This window comes from Flavobacteriales bacterium, from assembly GCA_021739695.1.
Lineage (GTDB): Bacteria > Bacteroidota > Bacteroidia > UBA10329 > UBA10329 > UBA10329.
Genome location: JAIPBM010000010.1, coordinates 1 through 23940, shown reverse-complemented (window position 1 = coordinate 23940; position 23940 = coordinate 1). Strand labels below are relative to the sequence as shown.

Annotated in this window: 23 protein-coding genes, 1 tRNA gene and 1 pseudogene; 11 read left to right on the top strand and 14 right to left on the bottom strand. The window is 43.6% G+C overall.

From position 1 onward, the window contains the following. The first annotated feature begins 43 nt into the window (after window positions 1-43). Window positions 44-805 (top strand): NRDE family protein, encoded by a 762-nt coding sequence (locus K9J17_08050; GenBank protein MCF8276670.1) that lies wholly within the window; start codon window positions 44-46, stop codon window positions 803-805. 71 nt (window positions 806-876) lie between these two features. After that, window positions 877-1494, top strand: a complete 618-nt coding sequence (locus K9J17_08045; protein ID MCF8276669.1) for a DUF1684 domain-containing protein — start codon at window positions 877-879, stop codon at window positions 1492-1494. A 60-nt stretch (window positions 1495-1554) separates the two neighbouring features. Here K9J17_08045 and K9J17_08040 read toward each other — a convergent pair whose 3' ends face one another. From K9J17_08040 to K9J17_08030, 3 genes are all read right to left on the bottom strand, one after another. After that, window positions 1555-2814 (bottom strand): hypothetical protein, encoded by a 1260-nt coding sequence (locus K9J17_08040; protein MCF8276668.1) that lies wholly within the window; start codon window positions 2812-2814, stop codon window positions 1555-1557. A gap of 445 nt (window positions 2815-3259) precedes the next feature. Then, a complete protein-coding gene (locus tag K9J17_08035) occupies window positions 3260-3754 on the bottom strand; it encodes a hypothetical protein (GenBank protein MCF8276667.1) in 495 nt (164 codons plus the stop codon). 3 nt (window positions 3755-3757) lie between these two features. Next, a complete protein-coding gene (locus tag K9J17_08030) occupies window positions 3758-4420 on the bottom strand; it encodes a DUF4272 domain-containing protein (protein MCF8276666.1) in 663 nt (220 codons plus the stop codon). Window positions 4421-4549: 129 nt separating this feature from the next. Here K9J17_08030 and mazG point away from each other — a divergent pair, with 129 nt between their 5' ends. Beyond that, window positions 4550-5320: a nucleoside triphosphate pyrophosphohydrolase gene (mazG, locus tag K9J17_08025; GenBank protein ID MCF8276665.1), complete on the top strand. Its 771-nt coding sequence runs from the start codon at window positions 4550-4552 to the stop codon at window positions 5318-5320. A 5-nt stretch (window positions 5321-5325) separates the two neighbouring features. Here the strand turns inward: mazG and K9J17_08020 are convergent, their stop codons facing one another. The 5 genes from K9J17_08020 to K9J17_08000 all read right to left on the bottom strand — a co-directional run bounded on the left by K9J17_08020 (window position 5326) and on the right by K9J17_08000 (window position 10267). Beyond that, window positions 5326-6438: a hypothetical protein gene (locus tag K9J17_08020; protein ID MCF8276664.1), complete on the bottom strand. Its 1113-nt coding sequence runs from the start codon at window positions 6436-6438 to the stop codon at window positions 5326-5328. A gap of 2 nt (window positions 6439-6440) precedes the next feature. Continuing rightward, complete coding sequence (locus K9J17_08015; protein ID MCF8276663.1) at window positions 6441-7994, bottom strand: S8 family serine peptidase; 1554 nt, start codon at window positions 7992-7994, stop codon at window positions 6441-6443. A 130-nt stretch (window positions 7995-8124) separates the two neighbouring features. Then, window positions 8125-8757 (bottom strand): peroxiredoxin, encoded by a 633-nt coding sequence (locus K9J17_08010; protein MCF8276662.1) that lies wholly within the window; start codon window positions 8755-8757, stop codon window positions 8125-8127. An 83-nt stretch (window positions 8758-8840) separates the two neighbouring features. Then, window positions 8841-9533 (bottom strand): ZIP family metal transporter, encoded by a 693-nt coding sequence (locus K9J17_08005; protein ID MCF8276661.1) that lies wholly within the window; start codon window positions 9531-9533, stop codon window positions 8841-8843. After that, window positions 9533-10267, bottom strand: a complete 735-nt coding sequence (locus K9J17_08000) for a class I SAM-dependent methyltransferase (protein ID MCF8276660.1) — start codon at window positions 10265-10267, stop codon at window positions 9533-9535. Before K9J17_08000 ends, K9J17_08005 begins: the two co-directional genes overlap by 1 nt. Window positions 10268-10457: 190 nt before the next feature. On the opposite strand from K9J17_08000, the gene K9J17_07995 reads away from it, so the two are divergent. Both K9J17_07995 and K9J17_07990 read left to right on the top strand, forming a co-directional pair. Beyond that, window positions 10458-11060: a SiaB family protein kinase gene (locus K9J17_07995; protein MCF8276659.1), complete on the top strand. Its 603-nt coding sequence runs from the start codon at window positions 10458-10460 to the stop codon at window positions 11058-11060. An 18-nt stretch (window positions 11061-11078) separates the two neighbouring features. Beyond that, the gene (locus K9J17_07990; GenBank protein MCF8276658.1) at window positions 11079-11459 is read left to right on the top strand and encodes a DUF1987 domain-containing protein; all 381 of its coding nucleotides are present in this window, start codon (window positions 11079-11081) and stop codon (window positions 11457-11459) included. Window positions 11460-11524: 65 nt separating this feature from the next. Here the strand turns inward: K9J17_07990 and K9J17_07985 are convergent, their stop codons facing one another. Beyond that, entirely contained in the window at window positions 11525-12337 is an 813-nt protein-coding gene (locus K9J17_07985) for a purine-nucleoside phosphorylase (GenBank protein ID MCF8276657.1), read from the bottom strand. Beyond that, window positions 12330-13349, bottom strand: coding sequence for a tetraacyldisaccharide 4'-kinase (lpxK, locus tag K9J17_07980; protein ID MCF8276656.1), 1020 nt, complete (start codon window positions 13347-13349; stop codon window positions 12330-12332). Before lpxK ends, K9J17_07985 begins: the two co-directional genes overlap by 8 nt. A gap of 57 nt (window positions 13350-13406) precedes the next feature. On the opposite strand from lpxK, the gene K9J17_07975 reads away from it, so the two are divergent. From K9J17_07975 to K9J17_07965, 3 genes are read left to right on the top strand one after another with little or no spacing between them, the layout of a single operon-like run. Continuing rightward, on the top strand, window positions 13407-14501 hold the full coding sequence (locus K9J17_07975; GenBank protein ID MCF8276655.1) for a Nif3-like dinuclear metal center hexameric protein: 1095 nt from the start codon (window positions 13407-13409) through the stop codon (window positions 14499-14501). 5 nt (window positions 14502-14506) lie between these two features. Continuing rightward, complete coding sequence (locus tag K9J17_07970; GenBank protein MCF8276654.1) at window positions 14507-15277, top strand: hypothetical protein; 771 nt, start codon at window positions 14507-14509, stop codon at window positions 15275-15277. 60 nt (window positions 15278-15337) lie between these two features. Beyond that, a complete protein-coding gene (locus tag K9J17_07965) occupies window positions 15338-16816 on the top strand; it encodes a tetratricopeptide repeat protein (GenBank protein MCF8276653.1) in 1479 nt (492 codons plus the stop codon). Here the strand turns inward: K9J17_07965 and K9J17_07960 are convergent. Both K9J17_07960 and K9J17_07955 read right to left on the bottom strand, forming a co-directional pair. Beyond that, entirely contained in the window at window positions 16813-18303 is a 1491-nt protein-coding gene (locus K9J17_07960) for a hypothetical protein (GenBank protein ID MCF8276652.1), read from the bottom strand. The genes K9J17_07965 and K9J17_07960 overlap by 4 nt on opposite strands. Before the next feature lie 11 nt (window positions 18304-18314). Further along, window positions 18315-19865, bottom strand: a complete 1551-nt coding sequence (locus K9J17_07955) for a hypothetical protein (GenBank protein MCF8276651.1) — start codon at window positions 19863-19865, stop codon at window positions 18315-18317. Between the two features lie 107 nt (window positions 19866-19972). On the opposite strand from K9J17_07955, the gene proS reads away from it, so the two are divergent. The 3 genes from proS (at window position 19973) to K9J17_07940 (ending at window position 22274) form a co-directional block, all read left to right on the top strand. Beyond that, the gene (gene proS / locus K9J17_07950; protein ID MCF8276650.1) at window positions 19973-21448 is read left to right on the top strand and encodes a proline--tRNA ligase; all 1476 of its coding nucleotides are present in this window, start codon (window positions 19973-19975) and stop codon (window positions 21446-21448) included. A gap of 417 nt (window positions 21449-21865) precedes the next feature. Further along, entirely contained in the window at window positions 21866-21943 is a 78-nt protein-coding gene (locus K9J17_07945) for a KxYKxGKxW signal peptide domain-containing protein (GenBank protein ID MCF8276649.1), read from the top strand. Window positions 21944-22199: 256 nt separating this feature from the next. Further along, window positions 22200-22274, top strand: a tRNA-Glu gene (locus K9J17_07940). Here K9J17_07940 and K9J17_07935 read toward each other — a convergent pair. Together K9J17_07935 and K9J17_07930 are read right to left on the bottom strand one after the other, a co-directional pair. Beyond that, window positions 22234-22980: a zinc ribbon domain-containing protein gene (locus tag K9J17_07935; GenBank protein ID MCF8276648.1), complete on the bottom strand. Its 747-nt coding sequence runs from the start codon at window positions 22978-22980 to the stop codon at window positions 22234-22236. The two genes, K9J17_07940 and K9J17_07935, sit on opposite strands and share 41 nt — an antisense overlap. Before the next feature lie 345 nt (window positions 22981-23325). Continuing rightward, window positions 23326-23784, bottom strand: a pseudogene (locus K9J17_07930) (recombinase family protein). Between the last annotated feature and the right edge of the window lie 156 nt (window positions 23785-23940).

Below are 23940 nucleotides of genomic sequence, written 5' to 3'. Positions count from 1 at the left end.
GGTGAATATTTCTAATTATTAATTCTTCATTTTTAATTACCCCATGTGTCTGTGTCTTTTCGCCATCAACGAGTCTGAGGAATTTCCGTTCGTGCTGATAGCCAACAGGGACGAATTTCGAAAACGCCCAGCAGCCAAGGCTGATTTTTGGAACGACCATCCCGAGGTATTGGCAGGCCGCGATCTGGAAGGAATGGGCACTTGGCTTGGCACCAACAAGGCAGGGAAGATCGCCTTCCTCACCAATTACCGCCATCCCGATTTCTTCAACCGCAAAGGCCCTACCCGTGGCACCTTGGTCTCCAACTTCCTGATTGGTAGCGAGGACGCAGAATCTTATTTGAAATCGATTGAGAATACGGAAGCCTACAACGGTTTCAACCTCATTGTGGGCACAGCCAAAAAGCTGTTCTATTATTCCAATGTGGAGAACGAGATCAAAGCCATCACTTCGGGCATTCACGGATTGAGCAACGCCTTCCTCAATACATCTTGGCCCAAGGTGGATGACGGCAAAGCAAAGTTGAAAGCTGCCACTGAAACCAACGCACTCGATTCTGACAGCCTCTTCTCCATTCTGCACGATAGCAGTTTTGCTAAGACCGAAGAGCTGCCTCAAACGGGCGTTGGCCTTGAACTGGAAAAGGTCCTTTCCGCCAAATTCATCAATACGCCCGATTACGGAACGGTGTGTTCTACAGTCATCAAAATTGACCGTAATGGCACCTGCTTTTTTAAAGAAAAGAGCTTTGATGCGGAAGGGAAGGAAGTTGGGAAGGTTGGCTTTGAGCTTCCAATAATGTGAAATTTAGAATGGTTTTGAACGTTGGCGGTCTGTGGTAATCCTATCTTAGGGCCCAAAACCAAGATATGCCAATGACATTGACCCTTCGATCTTCTTTGATCATAACGATCATCCTGATTACGACTGAATGCTTTGCTCAGACCGATGGAAAAACCATTATAGCCGACAATGAGGCCTTTCGAATTAAACTGAATAAGGAATACGCTGATTCTACAGAAAGTCCGCTGCCAAATGATGAACGGCTTGTATTTGATGGGCTGCCATTCTTCCCCATCGACACCAACTTTTGTGTAACGGCCCAGTTCTACCGTGCAAAGCGTTCGAAACCATTTGAAATGAAAACAACCACGGACCGTAAGCCTATTTACGAAGTCTATGGCACGGTTGTCTTCCAACTAAATGGCAAAGAATATTCACTCAATGTTTATCAAAGTCATCAACTTAGAGCGATGGATGAGTTTAAAGAAGACCTGTTCCTACCCTTCACCGATCTTTCGAACGGGGAAGAAAGTTATGGAGGAGGGCGGTTTATCGACCTCAAGATACCTTCGGGAAACAGTATTGTCATCGATTTCAACCAGGCATACAATCCGTATTGCGCCTACAGTAACCGCTACTCTTGCCCTATTCCGCCAAAGGAGAATTTTCTGAAGACGGAAGTTTTAGCGGGTGTAAAGAACCCCCATTGAATTGACCTCTGACAGTTCTGTTCCTGTTTCCTAATGAAAGAAACCGGAGTTTGAATCACGCTAGCGAAAAGTCCGTGCAAATAAGAACAACAGAACAAGCATGATCATACTGCTTGGAATAAGGCATTTCAATCTCCAGTTTTCTTGGAAGGGTACTTTTTCTGAGGCCTGATCCGGTATGGCCGTAGCGTTGGCCCACGCGATAAAAGCATCTGCCATCGGCATTTTTCCGAAAAGGTATTTCTTCTTCCCAAAAACCGAATAGGGCACTCCAAAAGCCTCTACGGAGTTTCGTATTCCGTTCGAGACAAAAAAGTCATTGTACGTTGCCAACGTTCTGATTCCGACAATGGATGCCGAGCCTCCTACACCGAACAGCACTGGCCCCGAATCTACATCGCCATGGCCTTCAATCCCCTTCGGATATTCCAATATACCTGGAAGACCGATTCGGGACGTGAGAAACAGCGAGCGATAGATCTTGAAATGTTCGGAGGAAATATCTGCTGCATATTCTTTTAAAAAGATGAGCATCAATGATTGGGACGAGCCTCTTGCCCCTTCAACAATCCTGTCTGTACCAGATTGGGTCTGATGTGGAATAAGACCGTTCTCATCCAAATGTTGAAGCAGACCACGTTTCCATCCTTTCAAAAAATCAGCATGCCGTTGGTCTTCCACTTCATCATAAATGGCCACCGAAGCCACGGCAATCACATTATCTGCTGGCCATGTCATTCCGGGATAGGAATCCAAGAACTGACATTTTTTGTCTTCATAGGCAGCTACAATGGCGTTGGTATTGCTTTCGAACTGCTCTTTGAATTGCGGATCTGCACCATCCAATCCACCTTTTATCATTCTAGCTAAGAGGTAGTTCTTCCATCCAGCATAGAAAACACCTCTTTCAGGTTGCATTCCTTCCGGAAAAACGGCTTCCGTTGTTGCCCAGCTAAGCTTTTTATAGGTTTTGATCACCTCGTCTTGGGCCTCATGGAATTCGGGCATTCCATGGTCTAAATGCTCAGCAAGTTCGCACCAAGTAAGCCCATACAACACGTTCAAGAACACAAAACCTTCTGGAAAATAGCGCTGCATGTCGGTGTCTGCGCCTTGGTCAATTGCCTTCTTCAAGAATTGCTGCTGCGCGTATACGTCCTTGTTCAGATAACCGTATCCGGACTGCTTAAAATCTGGCGAGTGCAGTAAGCGCGCATTGAAATACAGCAGCGGCAACAGAAACAGGCATATGACGATGCGCTTTCGGATCACACTCCTAAGGTGAGAAATGTTTTGACTCGATCCGCCACCGAATTCCATCTCATGTCCGATGGCTACTCTCGGCCAAGTTCATCAAGCATACAGCCACGGAAGCTGCTTTTTTGAGCAAAGGAGCTTCTCACGAGCCGAGCAGATCTTCTCACGGGCCAAACAGATCTGCTCACGGGCCGAGCAGATCTTCTCAGAGGCCAAGCAAGCTTTCCATTTATCTTACGCTGCTGTTGATGCTATTCAAAGAACCCGCTAGCTACTGCGGGAAGGAAATTGGGAATTGATCTTGGGAGGGGAGGATTAGGGTTTGGCTTGCGTTGAAACTTAGCGAACCGACCGATGGAAGCTCTCTGAACAAATTGAAGAGGCCTCGTTTCACCATTGCTCTAACAGGCGACCAGAGTGGTTGAGCGGGTGGAATAAGGAAGGAAACAAGGTGATTCGCTTGACAGCCCCACCCAGTCCCCATCAGTCGAGAACAGATCTGAAGCGTCTACAGGAAATTCTCGAGTTCGTTACCGAAGATATCGCACATGGTACTGATACCCTTGTAAGAATCTGGTAGTAAAGGGTTGTTTCCAATCCGCTGGAATAGCTGCTGATAAATGCGGTGTTCCTCTCCCTCACAGTTCAGTTTCAGTCGCATTCTAAGGACGGTGTTCCCCTCCCGCTTTATCACAAACTCATCTTTGGAGTACGACCATTTATCAGGGTCATTAAGCATATAAAGCACGTTGGCAACGGTAAGGTCATACAACAGGTCTTCGTCATTGCTGTACTTTTTGGCCATAATCTGCTCCATCATGGCATCCTTAGCCTCCTTCATTCGGACATGGTAAGGATGATCTTCAACCGGTGTTGCATTGGCTAGCAACTCTTCGATGTATGCTTCGGTCGCTTTCTTCTCCGCGTCTTCCTTCTTTTGTTTCCACACAATTCGGGCAACGATGACAACAATAACAAGCGTGATGATAACGGTCCAGCTCATGGCTTACGTATCACATGAAATATCATCCCACTCATCGTCCATGTAGTTGATCAGCCAATTGAGGGCGTAATGCCGTTCGTAGACCACGCCAGGAATCAATCCATCGATTTCCCGCCCGTTGATGCGCGCATCTACACATGCCCAATCCAAGCGGTAATAGAGGTCGTTCGCATCCAGTATCTCGGTCTTGTTGCGCGAAGTTGTAATGGACTTGATGTAATCATTGGGATTCACGTTTGACTTGAGCGGGTAACCACCCTCAGTCGTATTGTTCAGGTTGCATAGCTCGTCTGGATAGCCAAGGTCATCCACCTTATTCAGCGCCCAAAGCAAGACCCAAATGCACTCGCATTTCCACGATTCGGTATTCTTGCGTTCCTCGGTCGGGTCAGACAGAAAGTCTTTTTCATTGGGGGTCAACGCATCATATAGCTTGAACTTATGGAGTGTTTCAATGCATTTTTCAGCATCGACCGCATTGCAAGCCACCATGTTCACAAAAGCCAAAGCCGTAACCCGTGTAGCAATTTCCTCAGGCGTTCTTAGGACGGTTTCCTCCTCACTTTCTACATGTGGAAGATGGTAATTGATCTTCACCCCATGCGATTCAAGGAACTTTTCGCTGCGTTCCTTTCGCGTCAGTTTCTTTTTAAAAAATCCAAACATTTTGTCTCAACATGATTACACCATGAAAAATAGTGTTTTATCCATTTCGTAGTTGGATTCTGATTCAAGATGTACCGCAGTCAACCTCGATCTATCATAAATCAGCACCTTTGCCCCAAAGCCAAAGCGATGGACAGAAGACTGGAACAATTTGAACGACTATTGAACATCATGGACGACCTACGGGAGAAATGTCCGTGGGATCGGAAACAGACGCTCGAAAGCCTTCGCCATCTGACCATTGAGGAAACCTACGAACTGGCCGATGCTATTTTAGACAACGATCTGGAAGAGATCAAGAAGGAGTTGGGCGATATCCTTTTGCACATCGTTTTCTATGCCAAGATCGGTTCGGAACAGAACGCCTTCGATATGGCCGATGTGGCTGAAGGTATCTGCGAAAAACTCATTTCGCGCCATCCGCATATCTATGGCGATGTGAAAGTGGCAGATGAGGAGGAAGTGAAGCAGAATTGGGAAAAACTGAAGCTGAAGGAAGGGAAGACATCGGTACTGGAAGGCGTACCGAAATCACTTCCAGCCATGGTTAAGGCCACTCGAATTCAGGAGAAAGCCAGAGGTGTTGGTTTCGATTGGGACAACCAAGAACAGGTTTGGGCAAAGGTGAACGAGGAGTTGAACGAGCTGAAGGTTGAGATTGACAAAGGAGCCGATCACAAGCACATTGAAGATGAGTTTGGAGATGTGCTATTCTCAATGATCAACTATGCTCGTTTTGTAAACGTAGACCCCGAAATGGCCTTGGAACGCACCAACAAGAAATTCATCAAACGCTTTCAATACTTGGAAGAAGGCGCCAAAAAAGCAGGCAAGCAGCTAAGCGATATGACCTTGGCCGAAATGGATGAATATTGGAATGCGGCTAAGAAATTGGGATAAGCCCATCAGAGTTGAATGAGCATGGCTTTCGCTCCTTTTTCGTTTCGCAATTGCAATACATAAACCCCACTCGATTGGGCGAGTTCAGAAGCTAAAATGCGCTCACGGGCTTTACCCTCTTGCAGCAAACGCCCATCGGTACTGAATACTTGCCAGCTCACGGATTCGTTCTCCGAAAATCGAAGTTCGGCCAAGCGCAGGTTCTGACCATAAATGGCTTCTATTTCTAACTCTTTCGCAGTTTCATCAACCTGAACGAACAACCCGGGATGAATGCGGTACATCTTCCCTCCTAACCCGAACGAGGCTTCGTCTGTCACATACAGAAATCCATTTCTGAAACAGATTCCTTCCTTTTGAGAGAATACGCTCAAATTGAGCGTAGCAACATCGCCAGCAAAAAAATCGGTCCCAGAGAAATTGTTAAATAGCCAGATCTTATCTGCGCTCAATAGCACAACTTCATTTCCATCATCAGAAATATCAGCAGCAGTTACGGCAAACACATAACTGATCGAGCCCGTTTGGAAACTATCTACCAATTCGGCAACATACGTTCCGCCAAGCTGAGGTAGCCTATAATGTTTGGTAAATCCTGTTCCAGGATTGGAGCGGTCTTTACTGAAAAGATGCACCGAATCCTGAAAGTGAAACATAGCTTCCATATCGAAATTTCCGTAGGTTCCGTTTGGCGGAAATGCTGATTGATCGGGATAGCTGAATCGGATGGTATCAGTGACATATGCATTGACCGTGCAGGTATCAATGCTCGGGATTTTCACAATCCGAAGTTCCGTTCTGTTCAAGGAATTGTTCCCGAAGTTTCCAATGTAGATATTGCCATTTTCGTCTTTGGTTATTTCCTCCCAATCAACATTGGCATCACCAATTACAGAAACAGTCCGCTGGATGTTTCCTGCCGTATCTACCGCGTAAAGAACCGCAGGATTTCCGCTATCGTTATGCGTCCAAAACCAACTGTTAGGTCCATTTTCGAGTCCAGACGTTTCCGTTACTGCCGAAGGGAGTTCGCACAATTCGGTGATGACAGGTGTTTGAGCATAAGAAGAGTTTGAAATCAAACATGCCATAACGCAAAGCAAAAGGAACTCTTTCATGATTAATTCACCATCAATTTCGTCTGCATCATTCCTTTGTTCGTTGCCACACTAAGCGAATACATTCCGGAAGAGAACATGCTGATATCAAGATGGCTTGTCCATGCAGAACGGAGCACTTCGCGGCCAGAAATATCAATGATGTGAATAGATATTACATCCATTTCAATCGGCTTTTTGAGTTGAATTAATTCAGAACATGGATTCGGCCAAATGCTGAAACCATTGTCTGCCAATTCCGCCACCGAAACATTTCCCAATGTTTGAAAGGCATTGATACGACCAGCGCCTAACTGCCCGTTCATTCCTGGATTCTGAGCACTGATATCTTCGCAGCCTGCTTCTATCCGAGCACGAATCTGTGCAGCGGTCATGCTTGGAAAATGCGATTTGACCAAGGCCGCCAAACCGGCAACCATTGGTGTGGCCATAGACGTGCCACTGTAATTTCCGTAGGTGTTATTTCCTTCTGGAAATGTGCTGTAAATGTCAACTCCCGGAGCCATGACATCTATGGTTGAACCGTAATTGGAAAATGATGCCCTTCGATCGTTCTGATCCGTGGCGCCCACGCTGATCACTTCAGGATAGGCAGCAGGATATTGTAAAGTCTGATCACCATCATTTCCAGCAGCTGCCACCATCAGAATTCCTGCGGCAGCCGTCTGCTGAATGAGTGTTTTGAAGGTAATGACATCATTTATCAATCCCCACGACATACTGATCACGTCCACTCCTGAACGCATGGCGTAGAAAACTCCATCAAGTCCTCCTGAAAGATTTCCATTGGCATTGTCGGCAATTTTAACCGGAAGAATCTTGATTGAATGACCAATGGAAGCCATTCCTATTCCATTATTGGTGGCTGCGCCTGCAATGCCCGCCACGTGTGTTCCGTGCGTAAATCCATCATTGTTGCCCGAAGCGTTGGCTGGCGGCCGCGGATTACTATCATTATCCACCACGTCAAATCCATTCACATCATCGGCACGGCCATTCCCATCATCATCAAGGAGTGGAAAACCTCCAGCTTCGGCAGCGTTTGTATAAATATTGGCCAATAGATCCTGATGATCAATAGCGATGGCATTATCAAGAACCGCTACCAGCACATTGCTCGAACCAGTTGTATAATTCCACCCCAACTCCGCTTGAATTTTCTGGAGTGACCATTGATTTGTTTGTAGATCATTGGGTGTATTGAACGCAAATGCCATCGGATCTTTTTCCGCGTATTCGATATAAGGCAACGCATTCAACGCAGTTATCAGCGCATTTACTTGTCCAACATTTGGAAAAACAATCCGGTAAATGCTGTCGAGGGCAGTTCCAGCCATTGGAAATGGCTTGTAAATACTATCGAGTCCGGATGCAGTAAAAAGCAAGTCAAGCGCCAAGTTTCCACCCGTGTAACCAGCCAGGTTAATAGGCGCAGCGTCTGATAGTTTTATGTGGATATGGCCGTCAACTGCATTCGGGTCTACGGTTTGAGCAGTCACAATCCGTGTTTGAAAGACCATCGCAACGACAATCATTGATAGTAGAGTAAATCTCATTTCAGTTTAATCATGTTAATGTGCCTCTAAGGTACAGGCAATTTAAGTAAGGCATTTTTCAACCTCCCATAATGCAAAAATCCCTGCTCCGATAGCTCGGAGCAGGGATTTTCAATGAGCTTTCTAAGGCTTAGTGAGCTGCCAAATAGCTTGCAACACCTTCGTGAGTTGCTTTCATTCCTTCCGAACCTTTAACCCAGTTGGCAGGACAAACCTCACCGTTCTCTTCGAAGAAGGTAAGTGCATCAACCATTCTCAAAGCTTCGTCCACGTTTCTTCCCAATGGAAGGTCGTTAACCAAAGCATGACGCACTGTACCAGCTTTATCGATAAGGAAAAGACCACGGTAAGCGATCATCGGACCTGTGGCCATAAGATTTCCTTCTTCGTCCATATCGTACTCTCCGAAAAGAACTCCGTAGTTGGCAGAAATGGTTTTAGCCGTATCTGCTACGATAGGATACTTCACTCCTTTGATGCCACCGGCTCCTTTATCCATTTGCAACCAACCCCAATGCGTTTCTTCCGTATCGGTTGAGCAAGCAACAACAGCAGTGTTTCTTGCTTCAAATTCTGCCAATTTATCTTGAAATGCGTGAAGCTCTGAAGGGCATACAAATGTGAAATCCTTTGGATAGAAAAAGAACACCACATTCTTTTTTCCTACATATTGATCCAATGAGAAATCTGCCTCAACTGTACCTCCGTTAACTACAGCAGCCGCTTTGAATGACGGTGCTTTCTTACCTACTAATGTTGACATTTTATCGTTTGATTTTTGATTAGAATTTTATTCGACTGCAAAGGTAACAGATAGCCTCGAACGATGTTCGATCTAACGTAAGCTTAAACCGACAAAAAGGCCAATACGAAGCCAGCAACAATGGCCAACAGCTTGGTAATGTTGAAGGCGTGTCCTTTGTCTGATTCAAAAATGATGGTAGTGGCGATGTGAAGAAAAACACCTACCAAAATGGCCTGAACAGTTCCTTGGAACACGACAGCATCTGCCAGTTTACCTTCAAGAAAATGACTAAGAATGCCTCCTAATGGCGCCATTGCCGCAAAGCCAAAAATGGCTACAGCTCCTTGAAGCATTGTAAATCCGGCACCGCGCAAAACGGTTCCAAGAATGAATGCTACAGGAATTTTATGGATGATGACACCTGCTAGTAACGAATGATGCTCGTGGGCATGTTCACCACCAAATGGAAGACCTTCTAAAAGCGCGTGCAATCCTAATCCGACAAACAAAGCCAAGGGCAATTGTTTTCCGTGCAATGCATGTGCATGCCCGTGTTCCATGCCTTTAGAAAGCACTTCGAGCATGATCTGAACCATGAAACCCACCAAGACCCAAACACCGGCCTTACTTCCAACTGATTCATACGATTCGGGTAAGACATGAAAAAAGCACAGGCCGAGCATGAAAGCTCCGCTGAATGCTAGAATCAGCTTCATATTCGACTTTTCTACTTTGATGGCCCATGCAAGCATACCGCCCACAAAGGCTCCTACTAAGAGAATGAGAAGTTCCATCAGGCAGTTGGCTTTTTAGCGACCAATATCAAACGGTCAGAAATTTCAGGTTCAAAAGGGTTCAAATGATAATCTCCGAAAGTAGACAACAACTCAAGTCCTGCAGCGGTGAAATACGATTCAAAATCAGAAAGTTTGAGTGCATCAACCTGTTCTTCAAAATCAAGCTCCACTTCTCCATCAACCACATGAATGCGCTTTACGATCACTCCTTTCTCCACTCCTCTGGTTATTTCAAAGCGAATATCATCAATTGTCTTTTCCTCGTAAGTGATCAGATTCCCGACCACCTTCACCGAGTTCATAAAATCGAGCACAAACAACCCATCCGGTTTTAGAGAATCGGCAATGGAGGAAATTGTTTGTTGATCATCCATTTTGCTGTGGAAATATCCGAAGCTTGTAAACAGATTCACCACCAGATCAAAATAATCTGTCCAATAGAGTGATCGCATGTCGTGCTCAAAGAATTCCAATCCTTCCTGCTCATTCAGTCTCGCCTCGGCTATGCTTTCTTCAGAAAGATCAATTCCAATAACTTGAAATCCGTGTTTGAAAAGATGCAGTGAATGACGCCCTTTTCCGCAGGCAAGATCTAAAACCTTTGAACCTTTTGGCAACTGCACGTGCGAGACCAAGACATCGACAAAATTCTCTGCTTCAGAATGATCCCTATCTTGATATAGGGTATGATAATAAGGTGAGTTAAACCAAGTAGCGAACCAGTCTTGCACAGATAATCTATTGAGCGGCTAATTTATTCAATTGTGTCGCTTAACTGCCTTACGACCTAGACATCATCCAATTTCTTTATAACCACAACAATTTTTTAAGAAAACGCAGTAACCTATTTTGTTTAAGCGGTGTATAACCTCACGAAACCAGGTGCTGGAGTTGGATTTTCCAAACCAGATTAAATGAGTAATGACTGATAATTTTGGCAGAAACCAAGTTAAAATTGCTGAGCGAGACGAGGAAATGAACATATACGACCTATATCACAGAATGGAATCGAACAAGGTCGTTCTGTCATTTAAAGGAGACGTGACTTCCGAGTTGATGTCTTCGATTCTTCAGATCATCGAACAGCGAATGGATGACATGAATGAAGCTCCAAAGCTGCGCAAGAAGGTTTACAATGTGCTTGTTGAGTGTCTTCAGAATCTATATCATCACATAGATGAAGTGCCTTCAGAAATGGCTAAGAACGGAACAGATCGGTCTGCCATTTTCATGATCAGTCTGAACAATAATGGTTATTCCATTACCACAGGAAACTACATTCTGACGGAAAGAAAAGATTCATTCCAAGATAGATTAGACCGCATAAACTCTCTGGATAGAGAAGAACTGAAAGACCTTTACAAGGAAGTTTTGAACAGTGATGGTCGATCGGTAAAAGGCGGTGGAGGATTGGGAATGATTGATATTGCCCAAAAAACAGGAAAAAAGCTGAATTATGAATTTGCCAAGCTGAATGAAGAATATTCATTTTTCAGCCTTAATATTAACGTAGACGAAAATTAACCAGAAAACATCGGTAACATGGATTCGATATTTTTAGAAGGAACACCGAAAACACCTAACGTAAACTTTGACCACGACAAAGGAGCGCTGCTTCTTAAAGGTCGGTCAATACCAGAAAACTCCATCGAGTTTTACAAACCATTGGTAGATTGGCTTGAAAACTACTCGAGAAAACCGCAGTCTAAAACGGTTTGCGATATTCAATTGGAATATTTCAATACCAGCTCGTCAAAATGCCTTCTTGATCTGTTCAAGAAAATGGAGACGATGAACAAGAATGGCAGCGAAATTGTAATAAACTGGTACTACGAGGAAGATGATGAAGACATGCTTGAGGCTGGCGAGGATTACCAAAGCATCATCAATGTTCCGTTCAAAATGATCGAGATTCAGGAATAACTTCTACTTACAGACTACTTTACTTCAGCCTGAACTTGTTTCAACGAGTTCAGGCTTTTTTGTTGCTACATCTGAGAAATAAGTTCTTTCATGATCAAGGTCATCTTAGGCTCAGCCTTGGCTGCCACGTTGATCACATCTTCATGCGTCACTTTTACAATTTTACCTGGAACACCAAGATCCGTGATGATGGAAACAGCAAAGCAGCGCATGTTGCCATGTCTTCCAACAATTACCTCAGGCACAGTAGACATTCCAACAGCATCAGCACCAACATTTCGAACGTATAGATATTCAGCAGGAGTTTCGAGACAAGGTCCGCTCAATCCGGCATAAATCCCTTCCTGAACGTTGATTCCATTGGCTGAAGCAATTTCCTTGGCCTTGGCAATAAGTTCTTTATCGTAAGCCTCACTCATATCAGGAAAACGAGGTCCTAACTCAGGATAGTTCTTTCCGATCAATGGATTTGTAGGAAACAAATTGATGTGATCGTTCAAGATCATCAGGTCACCGATTTCGAAATCGGGATTTACGCCACCACTTGCGTTAGAAACCACAAGGTCATTCATACCCAAAGCTTTCATAACACGAACAGGAAACGTCACCTGTTTCATATCGTAGCCCTCATAGTAATGAAAACGACCTTGCATTGCCATCACCGACTTTCCACCAAGCTGTCCGAAAATCAACTTACCAGAATGACCTTCCACAGTAGAAACTGGGAAATTTGGGATTTCCTCGTAAGGCACAACATGTTCAGCCTCAATCTCTTTGACAAGCCCACCAAGTCCAGTTCCGAGGATGATTCCAACAACCGGAGATGCGCCTGTTCGCTTCTTTAAATAGCTGGCCGTCTCCTGTATTTTCTCAAGCATGTTTTCCATGTTCCAAAATCAATTTTTCGAATTCCTCTGATCTACCAAAGAGCATTTCCATCTCTATCGGAATGTAGAAAACAGGTATCTGTCCAAGTTCTTTTAAAAGAGAAGTATTGATGAGGCGAACCGCATCCTTCTCTGTTGTAATGACCGCCTCAACGGCCGGGCCAAAACTATCTAATTTTTTTCGCAGGTTTTGGAGGTCGGAAAGGTTATAGTTGTGATGATCAGCAAAGCTTAGATGCTCAAGTACATTGAAATTCATTCGCATCATTCCTTCAAAACGTTCAGGATTTGCAATACCGCAGAAGGTTACTACCGATTGATGCAAATCCAGTTCAGCCCCTTCACCCGAAATCTGAACTTCATCATTCACAAGCGTTTTTGAGAAGTACACATTTTCCACTTCCGCAATTGCCGAATCAGAGTTTTCACTTGCTCCAGTCATTACAATAATGTCAGCGCGCGAAGCAGAAAACATCGATTCTCTCAAGGTTCCCACTGGCAGCAACCAATTGGAAATGAACGGAAGGTGTGCGCTGGTAACCAAAATGGAAAAACTCGGCTTCACCCATCGATGCTGAAAACCATCGTCCATTATCACGAAATCTGGCTTGGGTTTCATATTCAATAGTTGCTCAATTCCTTTCACTCGATCTTCGCAAACCGCAACGGCAACTTCTGGATGTCTTCGTTTGAGCTGCAAGGGTTCATCGCCCACTTCAGTTGCTAGACTATTTCCCTCAACTAGTTTAAAACCAGAGCTTAAACGTCCGTAACCACGACTAATAACTGCAACACGCTTCGAATTTCGAAGTAAGATTCGCACGATGTAACTGACCAAAGGCGATTTACCCGTACCGCCCATTTCCAGATTTCCAACACAGATAACAGGAACATCAAATTGCTTTGAAGGAAGAATACCAATAGTAAAAAGTAAGTTGCGAATACCTACGACAATGCCATAGGCAATAGCAAAAGGCCAAAGAAGATGTCGGTACAAAGGCACGGTCCGAATATAGTACCGAACATTACATTCTTATTAATATTGTTCCAAATCTTAGATATGAAAGCGAAAGAGGTCATTGATTTTCTGGAAGAGCTGGCTCCGCCATCACTTCAAGAGAGTTACGATAATTCGGGATTGTTGGTAGGCGACAGCCAAACTCCGATAACAGGAATACTGGTGAGTTTAGATTGCACCGAAGATGTGATTGATGATGCCCTTTCGCAAGGTTGTAATCTCATCGTTTCGCACCATCCGATCGTTTTCAGTGGGTTGAAACGCTTCAATGGCAACAATTATGTGGAGCGAACGGTGATGAAAGCCATCAAAAACGATGTGCTTCTATATGCCATTCATACCAATTTAGATAATGTGATTGATGGTGTGAACAGCAAGTTTGCTGAAAGACTTGGTTTAGTCAATACGCGAATTCTTCAGTCCAAAAAACAACTGCTCAAAAAAGTAGTGACCTACTGCCCAACCGATTATGCAGAACAGCTTAGAACCGCAATGTGCGATGCTGGCGCTGGCAACATTGGCAATTACGACCAGTGTTCGTTCAACATTCCGGGAACTGGAACATTCAGAGGGAACGAAAAGACGAATCCATTTGTAGGAGAAAAAGGTCAGATCCATAAGGAAGAAGAAGTACGAATTGAGTTCATTGTACCCGATTTCTCCGTTAAAAAAGTCTTGAGTGCCATGAAGAAAGCACATCCGTACGAGGAAGTTGCTTTTGATGTTTATCCTATGGAAAACGTTTGGAATGAGGTCGGTTCGGGCATGGTTGGCGACCTTACTGAAGAAGTGGATGCATTGGAATTTCTGAAATCACTCAAAACATCGATGAAAACAGACTGTGTTCGTTACACACTTCCGCATAAAAAGAACGTGAAACGAGTGGCAATTTGCGGTGGCGCTGGAAGTTTTCTTCTGAACGCTGCCGTGGCCGCAGAAGCTGACGTTTTCATCACTGGCGATTTCAAGTATCATCAGTTTTTTGATGCTGAAAACCGCATCATTATTGCCGATATCGGTCATTACGAAAGCGAACAATTCACGATTGCACTTTTAGCAGACAAACTGGCACATAAATTTCCTACCTTTGCACCCCGTTTGACAAGGGTAAAAACAAACCCCATCAATTATCTATAAGAAGCATGGCGACTAAAAAAGCTACTACAGGGTCAGAATTTTCAGTAGAAGACAAACTGAAAGCACTTTATAACCTTCAGACAATTGACTCTGAAATTGACCGAATCAGAACCATCCGAGGAGAGCTTCCATTGGAAGTTCAAGATCTTGAGGATGATATTGCAGGTCTTGAAACAAGATTGCAAAATCTTACCGATGAGGTGAATGCATTTGAAGATGCAATCGTTCAGCGTAAAAACATGATCACTGATGCGCTTACTGCCATCAAAAAATACGAAGAGCAGCAAAGTAAAGTGCGTAACAATCGTGAGTTTGACTCATTGAACAAAGAGATTGAGTTCCAAAATTTGGAAATCCAACTTTGTGAGAAGAAAATGAACGAGTTCCGCGCAAATATTGAGGCAAAGAACGTAATGATCGATGGCGCCAAGTTGAACTTGGAAGAACGTCAGAAAGACCTTGAGGCCAAGAAAGCAGAGCTTGATTCTATCATTGCTGAAACTGAAAAAGACGAAGCTAAACTTGCTAAGCAATCGAAAGAAGCTGAAAAAGTCATTGAAGACCGTCTGATCACAGCTTACAAACGTATCCGTGAGAATTCTTTGAACGGATTGGCAGTTGTTAAAATTGAGCGTAGCGCTTGTGGCGGATGCTTCAATAAAGTTCCTGCACAGCGTATCCTTGATATCAGCTTAAGAAAGAAAATCATCGTTTGCGAGCATTGTGGACGTGTTCTTGTTGATGCTGACATTGATGGAAGCGGAGAAGAAGGATAAAATCATATTCGGCTAGAATATTGAAGGGGATTCAGATTGAATCCCCTTTTTTTGTACCCTATGTTCAAAAACATCTTCGCCATCTTTCTTGCCGTTGCGGTCTGTACCGAGGTTCGAGGCCAGCATTTCGTTACTGGAGATGACTATGAAAAGTCCTATTCCCTCCTACTCGACCTGAAATTTGCCGAGGCTACATCGTTGATTCAGAAACAACGCTTGGCAGATGAAAGCAATTTGGCACCAGTTTATCTGGACGACCTTTCTGACTTCCTGTTCATTGTAGTAACGGAAGATCAACAGCAATTTGAACTGCGGAAAGAATTGAGGTCGGAGCGTTTGAATGCCTTGGACAAGTTACCAAGCAACTCGCCCTACAAGTTGCTGGTAGAAGGTGAAATTCATTTGCATTGGGCATTTTCAATGATGCGTTTCGGAGAATACCTGAACGGAGCTCGGGAAATCAACAAGGCCTTTCATGCGTTGGAAAAGAACAAGCAGAAGTTCCCAGACTTTCTTCCAACGTACAAGAGCATGGGACTTTTACACACGCTCATCGGTACCGTTCCAGACAATTACAAATGGGCCACCAAACTGATGGGAGTTGATGGCAGCATTGAACAAGGAATTGACGAAATGGAGTCCGTTATTTCCAGATCAGAAGGAAAAAAGCAATACCAAAATCTGAGAAAAGAAACCCTTTTCCTCTTGAGCTTTCTTCATATCAATCTGTTGAACGATGCTGAATCCTTGAGTCGTATTGCAGATAAAGTGGCGGTAGAATCGGGTCCGCTTATGGATTTTTCGAAAGCGAGTTTGCTAAAGGAGACAGGAAAAACGAACGAGGCAATCAAAACACTGGAAAATTCGACCAAAAACAGCAATTCATTTCCGTATCTGAATTTCCTTTTAGGAGAATTGAAACTAGCCAGAATGGATGCAGACGCGAGTATTCCGCTGCAGAAATACGTGAGCACATTCAAAGGAAAAAGCTACCTGAAGGCAGCACACCAAAAATTGGCTTGGAATGCCTTGCTGGTCAAAAATGACGTGGCTCTTTACAAGAAGGAGATTTCCAAAGTCGAAAATGCTGGAAATACAATGCTTGATGAGGATAAATCAGCTCAGAAGGAATTTGAATCAGGCCAAGTTCCAAACAAATTCCTTCTGAAGGCAAGACTGCAATTTGACGGTGGTTTTTACAAAGAAGCGTTGAGCACCCTGATTTCGTCACCAAACGGAAGCGTCAACTCAACGGACGAGAAACTGGAATTCACGTACAGACTTGCCCGAATACATGATGAGATGGGCAACGACAAGGATGCCATAAACTATTATAGATTAACGATTGAGAACGGAAGAGAAAGCAACAGATACTTTGCTGCAAATTCTTCGTTGATGCTCGGAATGCTTTATGAAAATGCAGGAAGAAAAGAGGAAGCTTTAAAAGCATTCCAGGCATGCTCTGAATTCAATAATTCTGAATACAAGAACAGCATCAATCAAAAAGCGAAAGCGGGAATTTTACGATTGAAAAATTAGAATCTGAACCCAACGGTTGCGATAATACTGTTATCAATCGTGACCGTTTTCGCCAAAGGCACATAAGCCACATCATACACTTCATAAGAACTAACTGTTCTATGAAGACTGTAAGCCAAGTCCACGAAGAAATGATCTAATCTGAAACCAGCTCCCACCGAATATCGGGTGTTATCAAAATTGAATTTTCCGGTGAATGGATCGCCATTGATTCCAAAACCTCCACGAACACTGAACGAATTGATTCTCCATTCTGTTCCAATTCGAATGTTTCCTGCCCAATGTAAACGGCTTTGAACGTTGGTGTTCTCTACATCAAAACCATAACTACGAGACCTGAAATGCGCTAACGAATAGTTTACGTACTCATAATCAGCAGAGATCAAACCTATTTTCCCGACCACAAAACCCAAACTTCCAATTGCTCTGAATGGTGTTTGCAAGTTGTACTTGAACGCTCCTTGCAACGTAGATTGACTGAAGGTAGTTCCGAAAGCATTCGCCACAATCAAGCTTTTGTATTGCTCATTGATATTGAAATAAGAAGGCGTGTGAACAGAAGCTCCTAATCTGAGCCATTTTACTGGCCTGTAGATCATTCCTAATTTGAAATTGAATCCAGTTCCGGAAGCTTTCAAATAGTCTGTTTTTGTGAAAGAATCAAAATCAGCAATAGAATCTTGCGTATCACTTTCGGTATAGCCGCGTTCCAACTCATAATTGATACGAGGAATGCCTATGCTTCCTCCAATATAAAGTGCATTTCCGAAGTTCCCTCCGAATGTGATAGCCACTTCGCCCATCGAACCTTTGGTCATTTCCTTCACTTGTTGCGATTGTCCATAATTGGGAAGCACATTCCGCAAATATGAATTGACAGAACCAGGAGTTGTATCTATCAAGAATGTTCCCCAACCCATGTATGCATTGGTCAAACCAGAACTAGGAACAAAGTCATTTGTAGGAATATCAGCGTATTGAATTCCAGAATTATTGAGCTGATCAACCCATGGATCGATTGCCGAACTGGATGTATTGACTCCTACAATCGAAGTCCTTCGATTAAAATTAGCAGTTCTATTATAAGTCACACCAAGATGGAATGCTTTCCAAGCCCACTGTTTATCGTCTCCCCTTTTTCGTTTGAAACGGGCCACGAATCCAACATTCGAAATATTCAGATTTACCTTATTGTCGGAACTCGAAGTGCCTAAATAAGTGGCGTCTGTTCCTGCTGAAAGGATAGAAATAGTGGCCGAACCTGTGCTTTTGGTAAATACCCCGATTCCTGCTGGATTGACTCCCATCGATGACATGTCGCCACCTAAAGCTCCAAAAGCACCGCCCATTGCCGAATATCGGGCTGTTCCCAAAACATCTACCTGCGAATAGCGCAATGCATCCAATTCGTTCTGTGCGAACGACTCAACTTTCGTTAGCGTAACAACCGCAACGATTAAGATCAACTGAATGCATATACTTTTCATGGTTTCGAAATTTATGGGCGTCCGCCTCTTGATCCAGACGAACTTCTACTAGGTGAACTGAAAGAACCACGGCTACCTGAACTCGGCACAGACCCAGAACCAGAAGGTCGAGATGGTGCAGAATAACTGTTATTAGAGCCACGGTTTGGTGTTGGACTTATGCTTCTAGAAGGTTGCTGCTGCTGCGTGCCTCGCGAAGGAGCTGTTCTAGCAGGTGGCGCATAGTTTCGAGAAGGTTGCGAATAATTATTCTGTCGTTGTTCGTTTGATGGCCTAGTGTATTGTCCATTAGAAGGCTGCACACCACGAGATGGTTGGTAACCATTATTATTTTGACTTGGCTGTGTACGCTGAATGTCACGATACATGTTTCCATTTCCACGATCTTGATAAGTAGACCGACTAGGTTGGTTGCTAGGCTGATTACCCGAGTATTTCGACATATCCTGACCACGTTGATAAACATTACCCGCATTGCTCGGATTAGTTCGGGTTCTAGGTGGCGTGGTTGACTGAATGCGTACTCTATCCACATTCGAAGCAATATTTCGCTGCTGTGTAGACGGCACATTTGCCGCAGAACTACGTTGATAAGGATTCTTAGAAACGTCACTCGAACTGTTCACACGTTCGCTTGAAGTAGCCGTTGACCTTTCAGTGGCAATCTGCTTGTTAATCTGGTTCACTGAATTTTGTGAAGCACTTTCTTTCACAATAGACCGTGATTGATCAACCTTAACAGCTTTGCCCTCAGAAGTTTGAAGTATGTTTCCATTGTTCGCGTGGTTTACCAGTCCATTCTCAGCAGCCTTGTTGTACACGTTTGCAAACGATGTGTTTCTATATCCTGAACCAACTGTACCTCCAGTTCCTTCTGACCCTCGGTGGCCGTAGTAAATTCCACTGTTTGAATCGTAGGTATTGTAATATCCTCCGTAGCCACCATAACCGCCATAACCATAGCCTCCGTAACCGTAACCAAAACCTCCGTAGCCGCCATATCCACCGTAGCAAGCTGGATAATAGAACGGACTATTCCATCCATATCCATAGCCGTAACCAAAGCCCATTCCCCAGCCATTATTCCATCCATTATTCCATCCGAACATAGAACCATAGCCACCATAAATACTTGTACCCCAATAAAATGGGTCGTAATTATAATAGTACATGTTGGTGTAATAAGAATTGTAATAGCCGAAGTTGTACATCGGCCTGTAAAAGCGATTTATTCGTGAAGCGTAGTAATAGTCATTGTCATCCTCATAGTAATCGCCATAATAATTGTTGGTAATGTTGTTCCCATTCTGATCAACATATTGCTGAGAATTGCTCTCAGCTGAACCATTTACAGAACCTGTAGTGCCTCCTTCTGGATAATAATCATCAACAGTAGAATATCCATCGAGCGGTGAGGCTGACGTATCAATCACCTCTTCAGTAATTGTAGGTGCTTGATAAATGTCACCGTAAATTCCATCATCGTCCTGAGCACTGATTGAAAACGATACAGTTGAGAACAGGATTACGGAAAGAATGATTTTGAAAGATGAACGTTTCATGGCTTTTGGCTTTTACAATCAATCATTTTATAAGACAGTCAGCGCGGCTTAATGTTTAATTTTGGCCTTTCGCAAACGTTTACAAATCTTACAAACATCATACCAAAATGGCGAAGGATTTTACATCCCGTGAAGAAGATTATTCGAAATGGTACAACGAACTTGTTGTAAAAGCCGATTTAGCAGAAAACTCTGCTGTAAGAGGCTGCATGGTCATTAAACCATATGGGTTTTCCATTTGGGAAAGCATGCAGGCCGAACTCGATAAAAAGTTCAAAGCAACCGGACACGTCAATGCCTATTTCCCACTCTTCATCCCAAAAAGCTTTTTTGCAAAAGAAGCCAGTCATGTGGAGGGTTTTGCCAAAGAGTGTGCCGTTGTAACTCACTATCGCCTAAAAAGTACAGCTGATGGTGGAATCGAAGTAGATGAAACTGCAAAACTTGAAGAAGAGCTGATTGTTCGTCCAACATCTGAAACCATTATTTGGAACACATATAGAAATTGGATTCAGAGTTATCGTGACCTACCTATATTGATAAACCAATGGGCCAACGTGGTGCGATGGGAAATGCGAACGAGGTTGTTTCTTCGAACAGCCGAGTTCCTTTGGCAAGAAGGACACACGGCACATGCTTCGCAACAGGAAGCGATTGCCGAGGCTGAACAAATGATGAACGTTTATGCTGATTTTGCAGAGAATTTCCTGGCAATGCCAGTTTGGAAAGGCACAAAATCAGCCAACGAACGTTTTGCAGGTGCCATTGAAACATATTGCATAGAAGCATTGATGCAAGATGGAAAAGCACTACAAGCCGGCACTTCACACTTCTTAGGACAGAATTTCGCGAAAGCATTTGACGTAAAATTCACTGGCCAAGATGGAAAGCAAGATTACGTGTGGGCTACTTCTTGGGGTGTTTCTACACGTTTGATGGGCGCTTTGATCATGACACATTCAGATGATAACGGTCTTGTTCTTCCTCCTAATGTGGCTCCGTTCAAAGTGGTCATTGTTCCTATTTACAGAAAGGAAGAAGAATACAAATTGGTGTGCGATAGAGCTCGTGAGATTAAAGCCGAACTGGAAGCCAAAGGGATTTCGGTGAAATTGGATGATCGCGACACACACAAACCAGGTTGGAAATTTGCCGAATACGAATTCAAAGGCGTTCCTGTACGCATCGGTCTCGGACCTCGCGATATTGAGAACGGAACCTTGGAAGTGGCAAGAAGGGATACACTTACCAAAGAAACGCTAGCTGCCGAAGGAATTGCTGATCATGTTCAATCTCTGCTTGAAGAAATTCAAAGCAACCTGTATCAAAAAGCACTTGAACACCGAAAAACACATACTACAAGCGTGAATTCTTGGACAGAATTCAAAGACGTGTTAGAGAATAAAGGTGGATTCATTCTTGCTCATTGGGACGGTTCATCAGAGACCGAGCAAATAATCAAAGAAGAGACCAAAGCTACAATTCGGCTCATTCCGTTGGAGGACTCGTATAAGGTTCCTGGAAAGTGTGTTTATACTGGGAATGACTCTAACCAGATAGTGGTTTTCGCTAAGTCGTATTAATGGATTCGAATGAGCAATATCAATCCATTCTTACGTCTCTAAAGGAGAAAAGCACCCACAAGCTAAAGGTTCTTAATCAGACCAAGGATTATTTCGAATCGCTCAAATCGGAGGCTGAAAAGTTGGCTAACGAACTTTGTGACGATGTTGAAAGCATCTCCAACGTTGATGTCAAGTACACTGAAAAGGGATACTTTCAGGCTGAATTGAAATTTGGGGAAGACGTGGTCATCTTCTTTCTGCATAATGATGTCTTTGATTTTGATCGAAGTCATCGGATTTGGAAAACTTCGTATGTAGAAAAAGACCGATTGAATGCATACTGCGGGATGATCAGCATCTTCAATTTTCTGAATTCTTCCTTTGAACTTAATCGACTGGAAGACCTTGGATATCTTGTGGGTCGATTGTTTGTGAATGCAGAAGGCCACTATTTTATGGAAGGCAAAAAACAATTGGGTTTTCTCTACAACGACTTCGGTTCTTCGCAGTTAGATGGACCATCGCTAAGGAAGATCATCATGTCTGCCGTCCAATACTGCCAAGAATTTGACCTTTTAACTCCACCTTTTTCCAGCATGGGACCGGTTCAAGTTGGCCAAATGATCGACATTTCGAAGCAGATGAATGTGAAAACGGGCAAACGATTAGGATTTCAATTCAGTCACGAACAAGATTCTTCAGAATAATTTTTTACCGATTGTTTTTCATTTTTGATAAAATTTTACATTTGCACTCCGTTAAATAAAACGGCCCGTTCGTCTAGGGGTTAGGACGCCAGGTTTTCATCCTGGTAACAGGGGTTCGATTCCCCTACGGGCTACCAAAAGGGACACTTCCATTTTTTGATGAAGTGTCCCTTTTTTATTTCCTCGCAATCGCCCATCAACATTGAAACACAGAGCAGCGGCTTCATTTATTTTCGGGGTTCGACATTTGTTTCCGTCAAATTCAATCATTTCTGGAAATATCGAACCTACAAGCTTAATCTTACGGTCTGCCGAAGAATTACGATAGTTCACCCCTAAATTATTCAGAGCCTCGACCGCTTTGCGAATAATTGATTCTTTGCTTGAATCATGAGCCTTTAAATGATTCAATTCGTTCTGCGCTTCATTCAATTCCTTGGAAAAACGCGTCTTCATAGACATATAGTCATCTGAAGAAACAACTCCATCAGCAAGATTGTCCTGCAACCGCTGGATTCGGTCGTTCTGCTTCGACACGGTCTGCTTCAACTTATTGACCTTGGCAGCTGTTTGAGAACTATCAGCAGTTAAAAGGTCAGCGCATATAGCTTCAACTAACCTGTCAAGTCTGCTGTTCAATTTGGCAGAATCCAAGACCTCTTCCATCACTTGATTAATAAGGTCTGCCCGATGGCGCTCATTCCTGCAATGGTTGCAATGATAGTAGGCGTAATGACCGCCCAATTTTCCACGTGATCGACTGCCCGTCAATTTTGCGTCACATTTAGAACATTTGAGTTTACCGCGTAATGGTAGCAATTGGTCGCTTGTCTTCTTGGACATTACCCTCCTTGGACCTTTAGTATTCAACGCATCCTGTACCTGATAGAACAGTTTTTCTGAAACGATTGCTTCATGTACCCCTTCGACTAACTGGTAAGGTTCTTTTCCATATTCGGGAACTTCAATCTTTCCAATGTAAACAGGATTCCTAAGCATGAGGCCAACGCGGGTCTTTTGAATCATGCAGCCGCGCTTATTCAATTCACGCTGTATTTCACGCTGAGTTGCATTTTCCAGCACCTGTTCGAATGCCCATCTGATGTTATCGCTGTGTTCACCGCGTACGATCAGCGGTTTATTATTCTCATCTCTGGTATTCCTGTAACCGTATGGAGCTTTGCTACACCATCGACCAGATTTAAGCGCTGCACGGATACCACCTTTTGTCTTGATCGATCTTCGGTCGTTATCTATTTCAGGAATGACCAAATACATGGCAAGTATCGCCTTGTTCTCTGGAGTTGAAAGGTCAATGGGCTGCTCTATTGCTTGGGGTGAAATACCCAACTCTCTCAGTAGATCAATGACTTTGTAGGCCTCTTGAATATTTCTTGAAAATCGATCCCAAGAAGTGAAAAGTAACTCATCAATCTTACCTCTGTTCTTCTTTGCGAATGAGATAAACTCTTTAAACGCTGGTCGCTCGAAGTTTTTAGCTGAATGATCCTCTTTGAATGAATAGACCACTTCAATGTCAGATCGCTCACAGTACTTCTCTAATGATTCAGTCTGAACATCCAGACTGTATCCTTTTGCCTGTTCATCACTGGATACTCGTGACATCAATACTGCTCGCTTTCTCATCCTCGTTTCGTTTCAGGAAGAACTGAGGTAAAAACCAAGACTTACTAAAAGTTTATTTTCTATCATTTTTCTTCTTTTCAGGGTGTAGGATTCTATGACCATTAGCGGTCAATTTCAATTCTGAATACGGAATGCAGCGTTTTAAGCGGTAGGTTT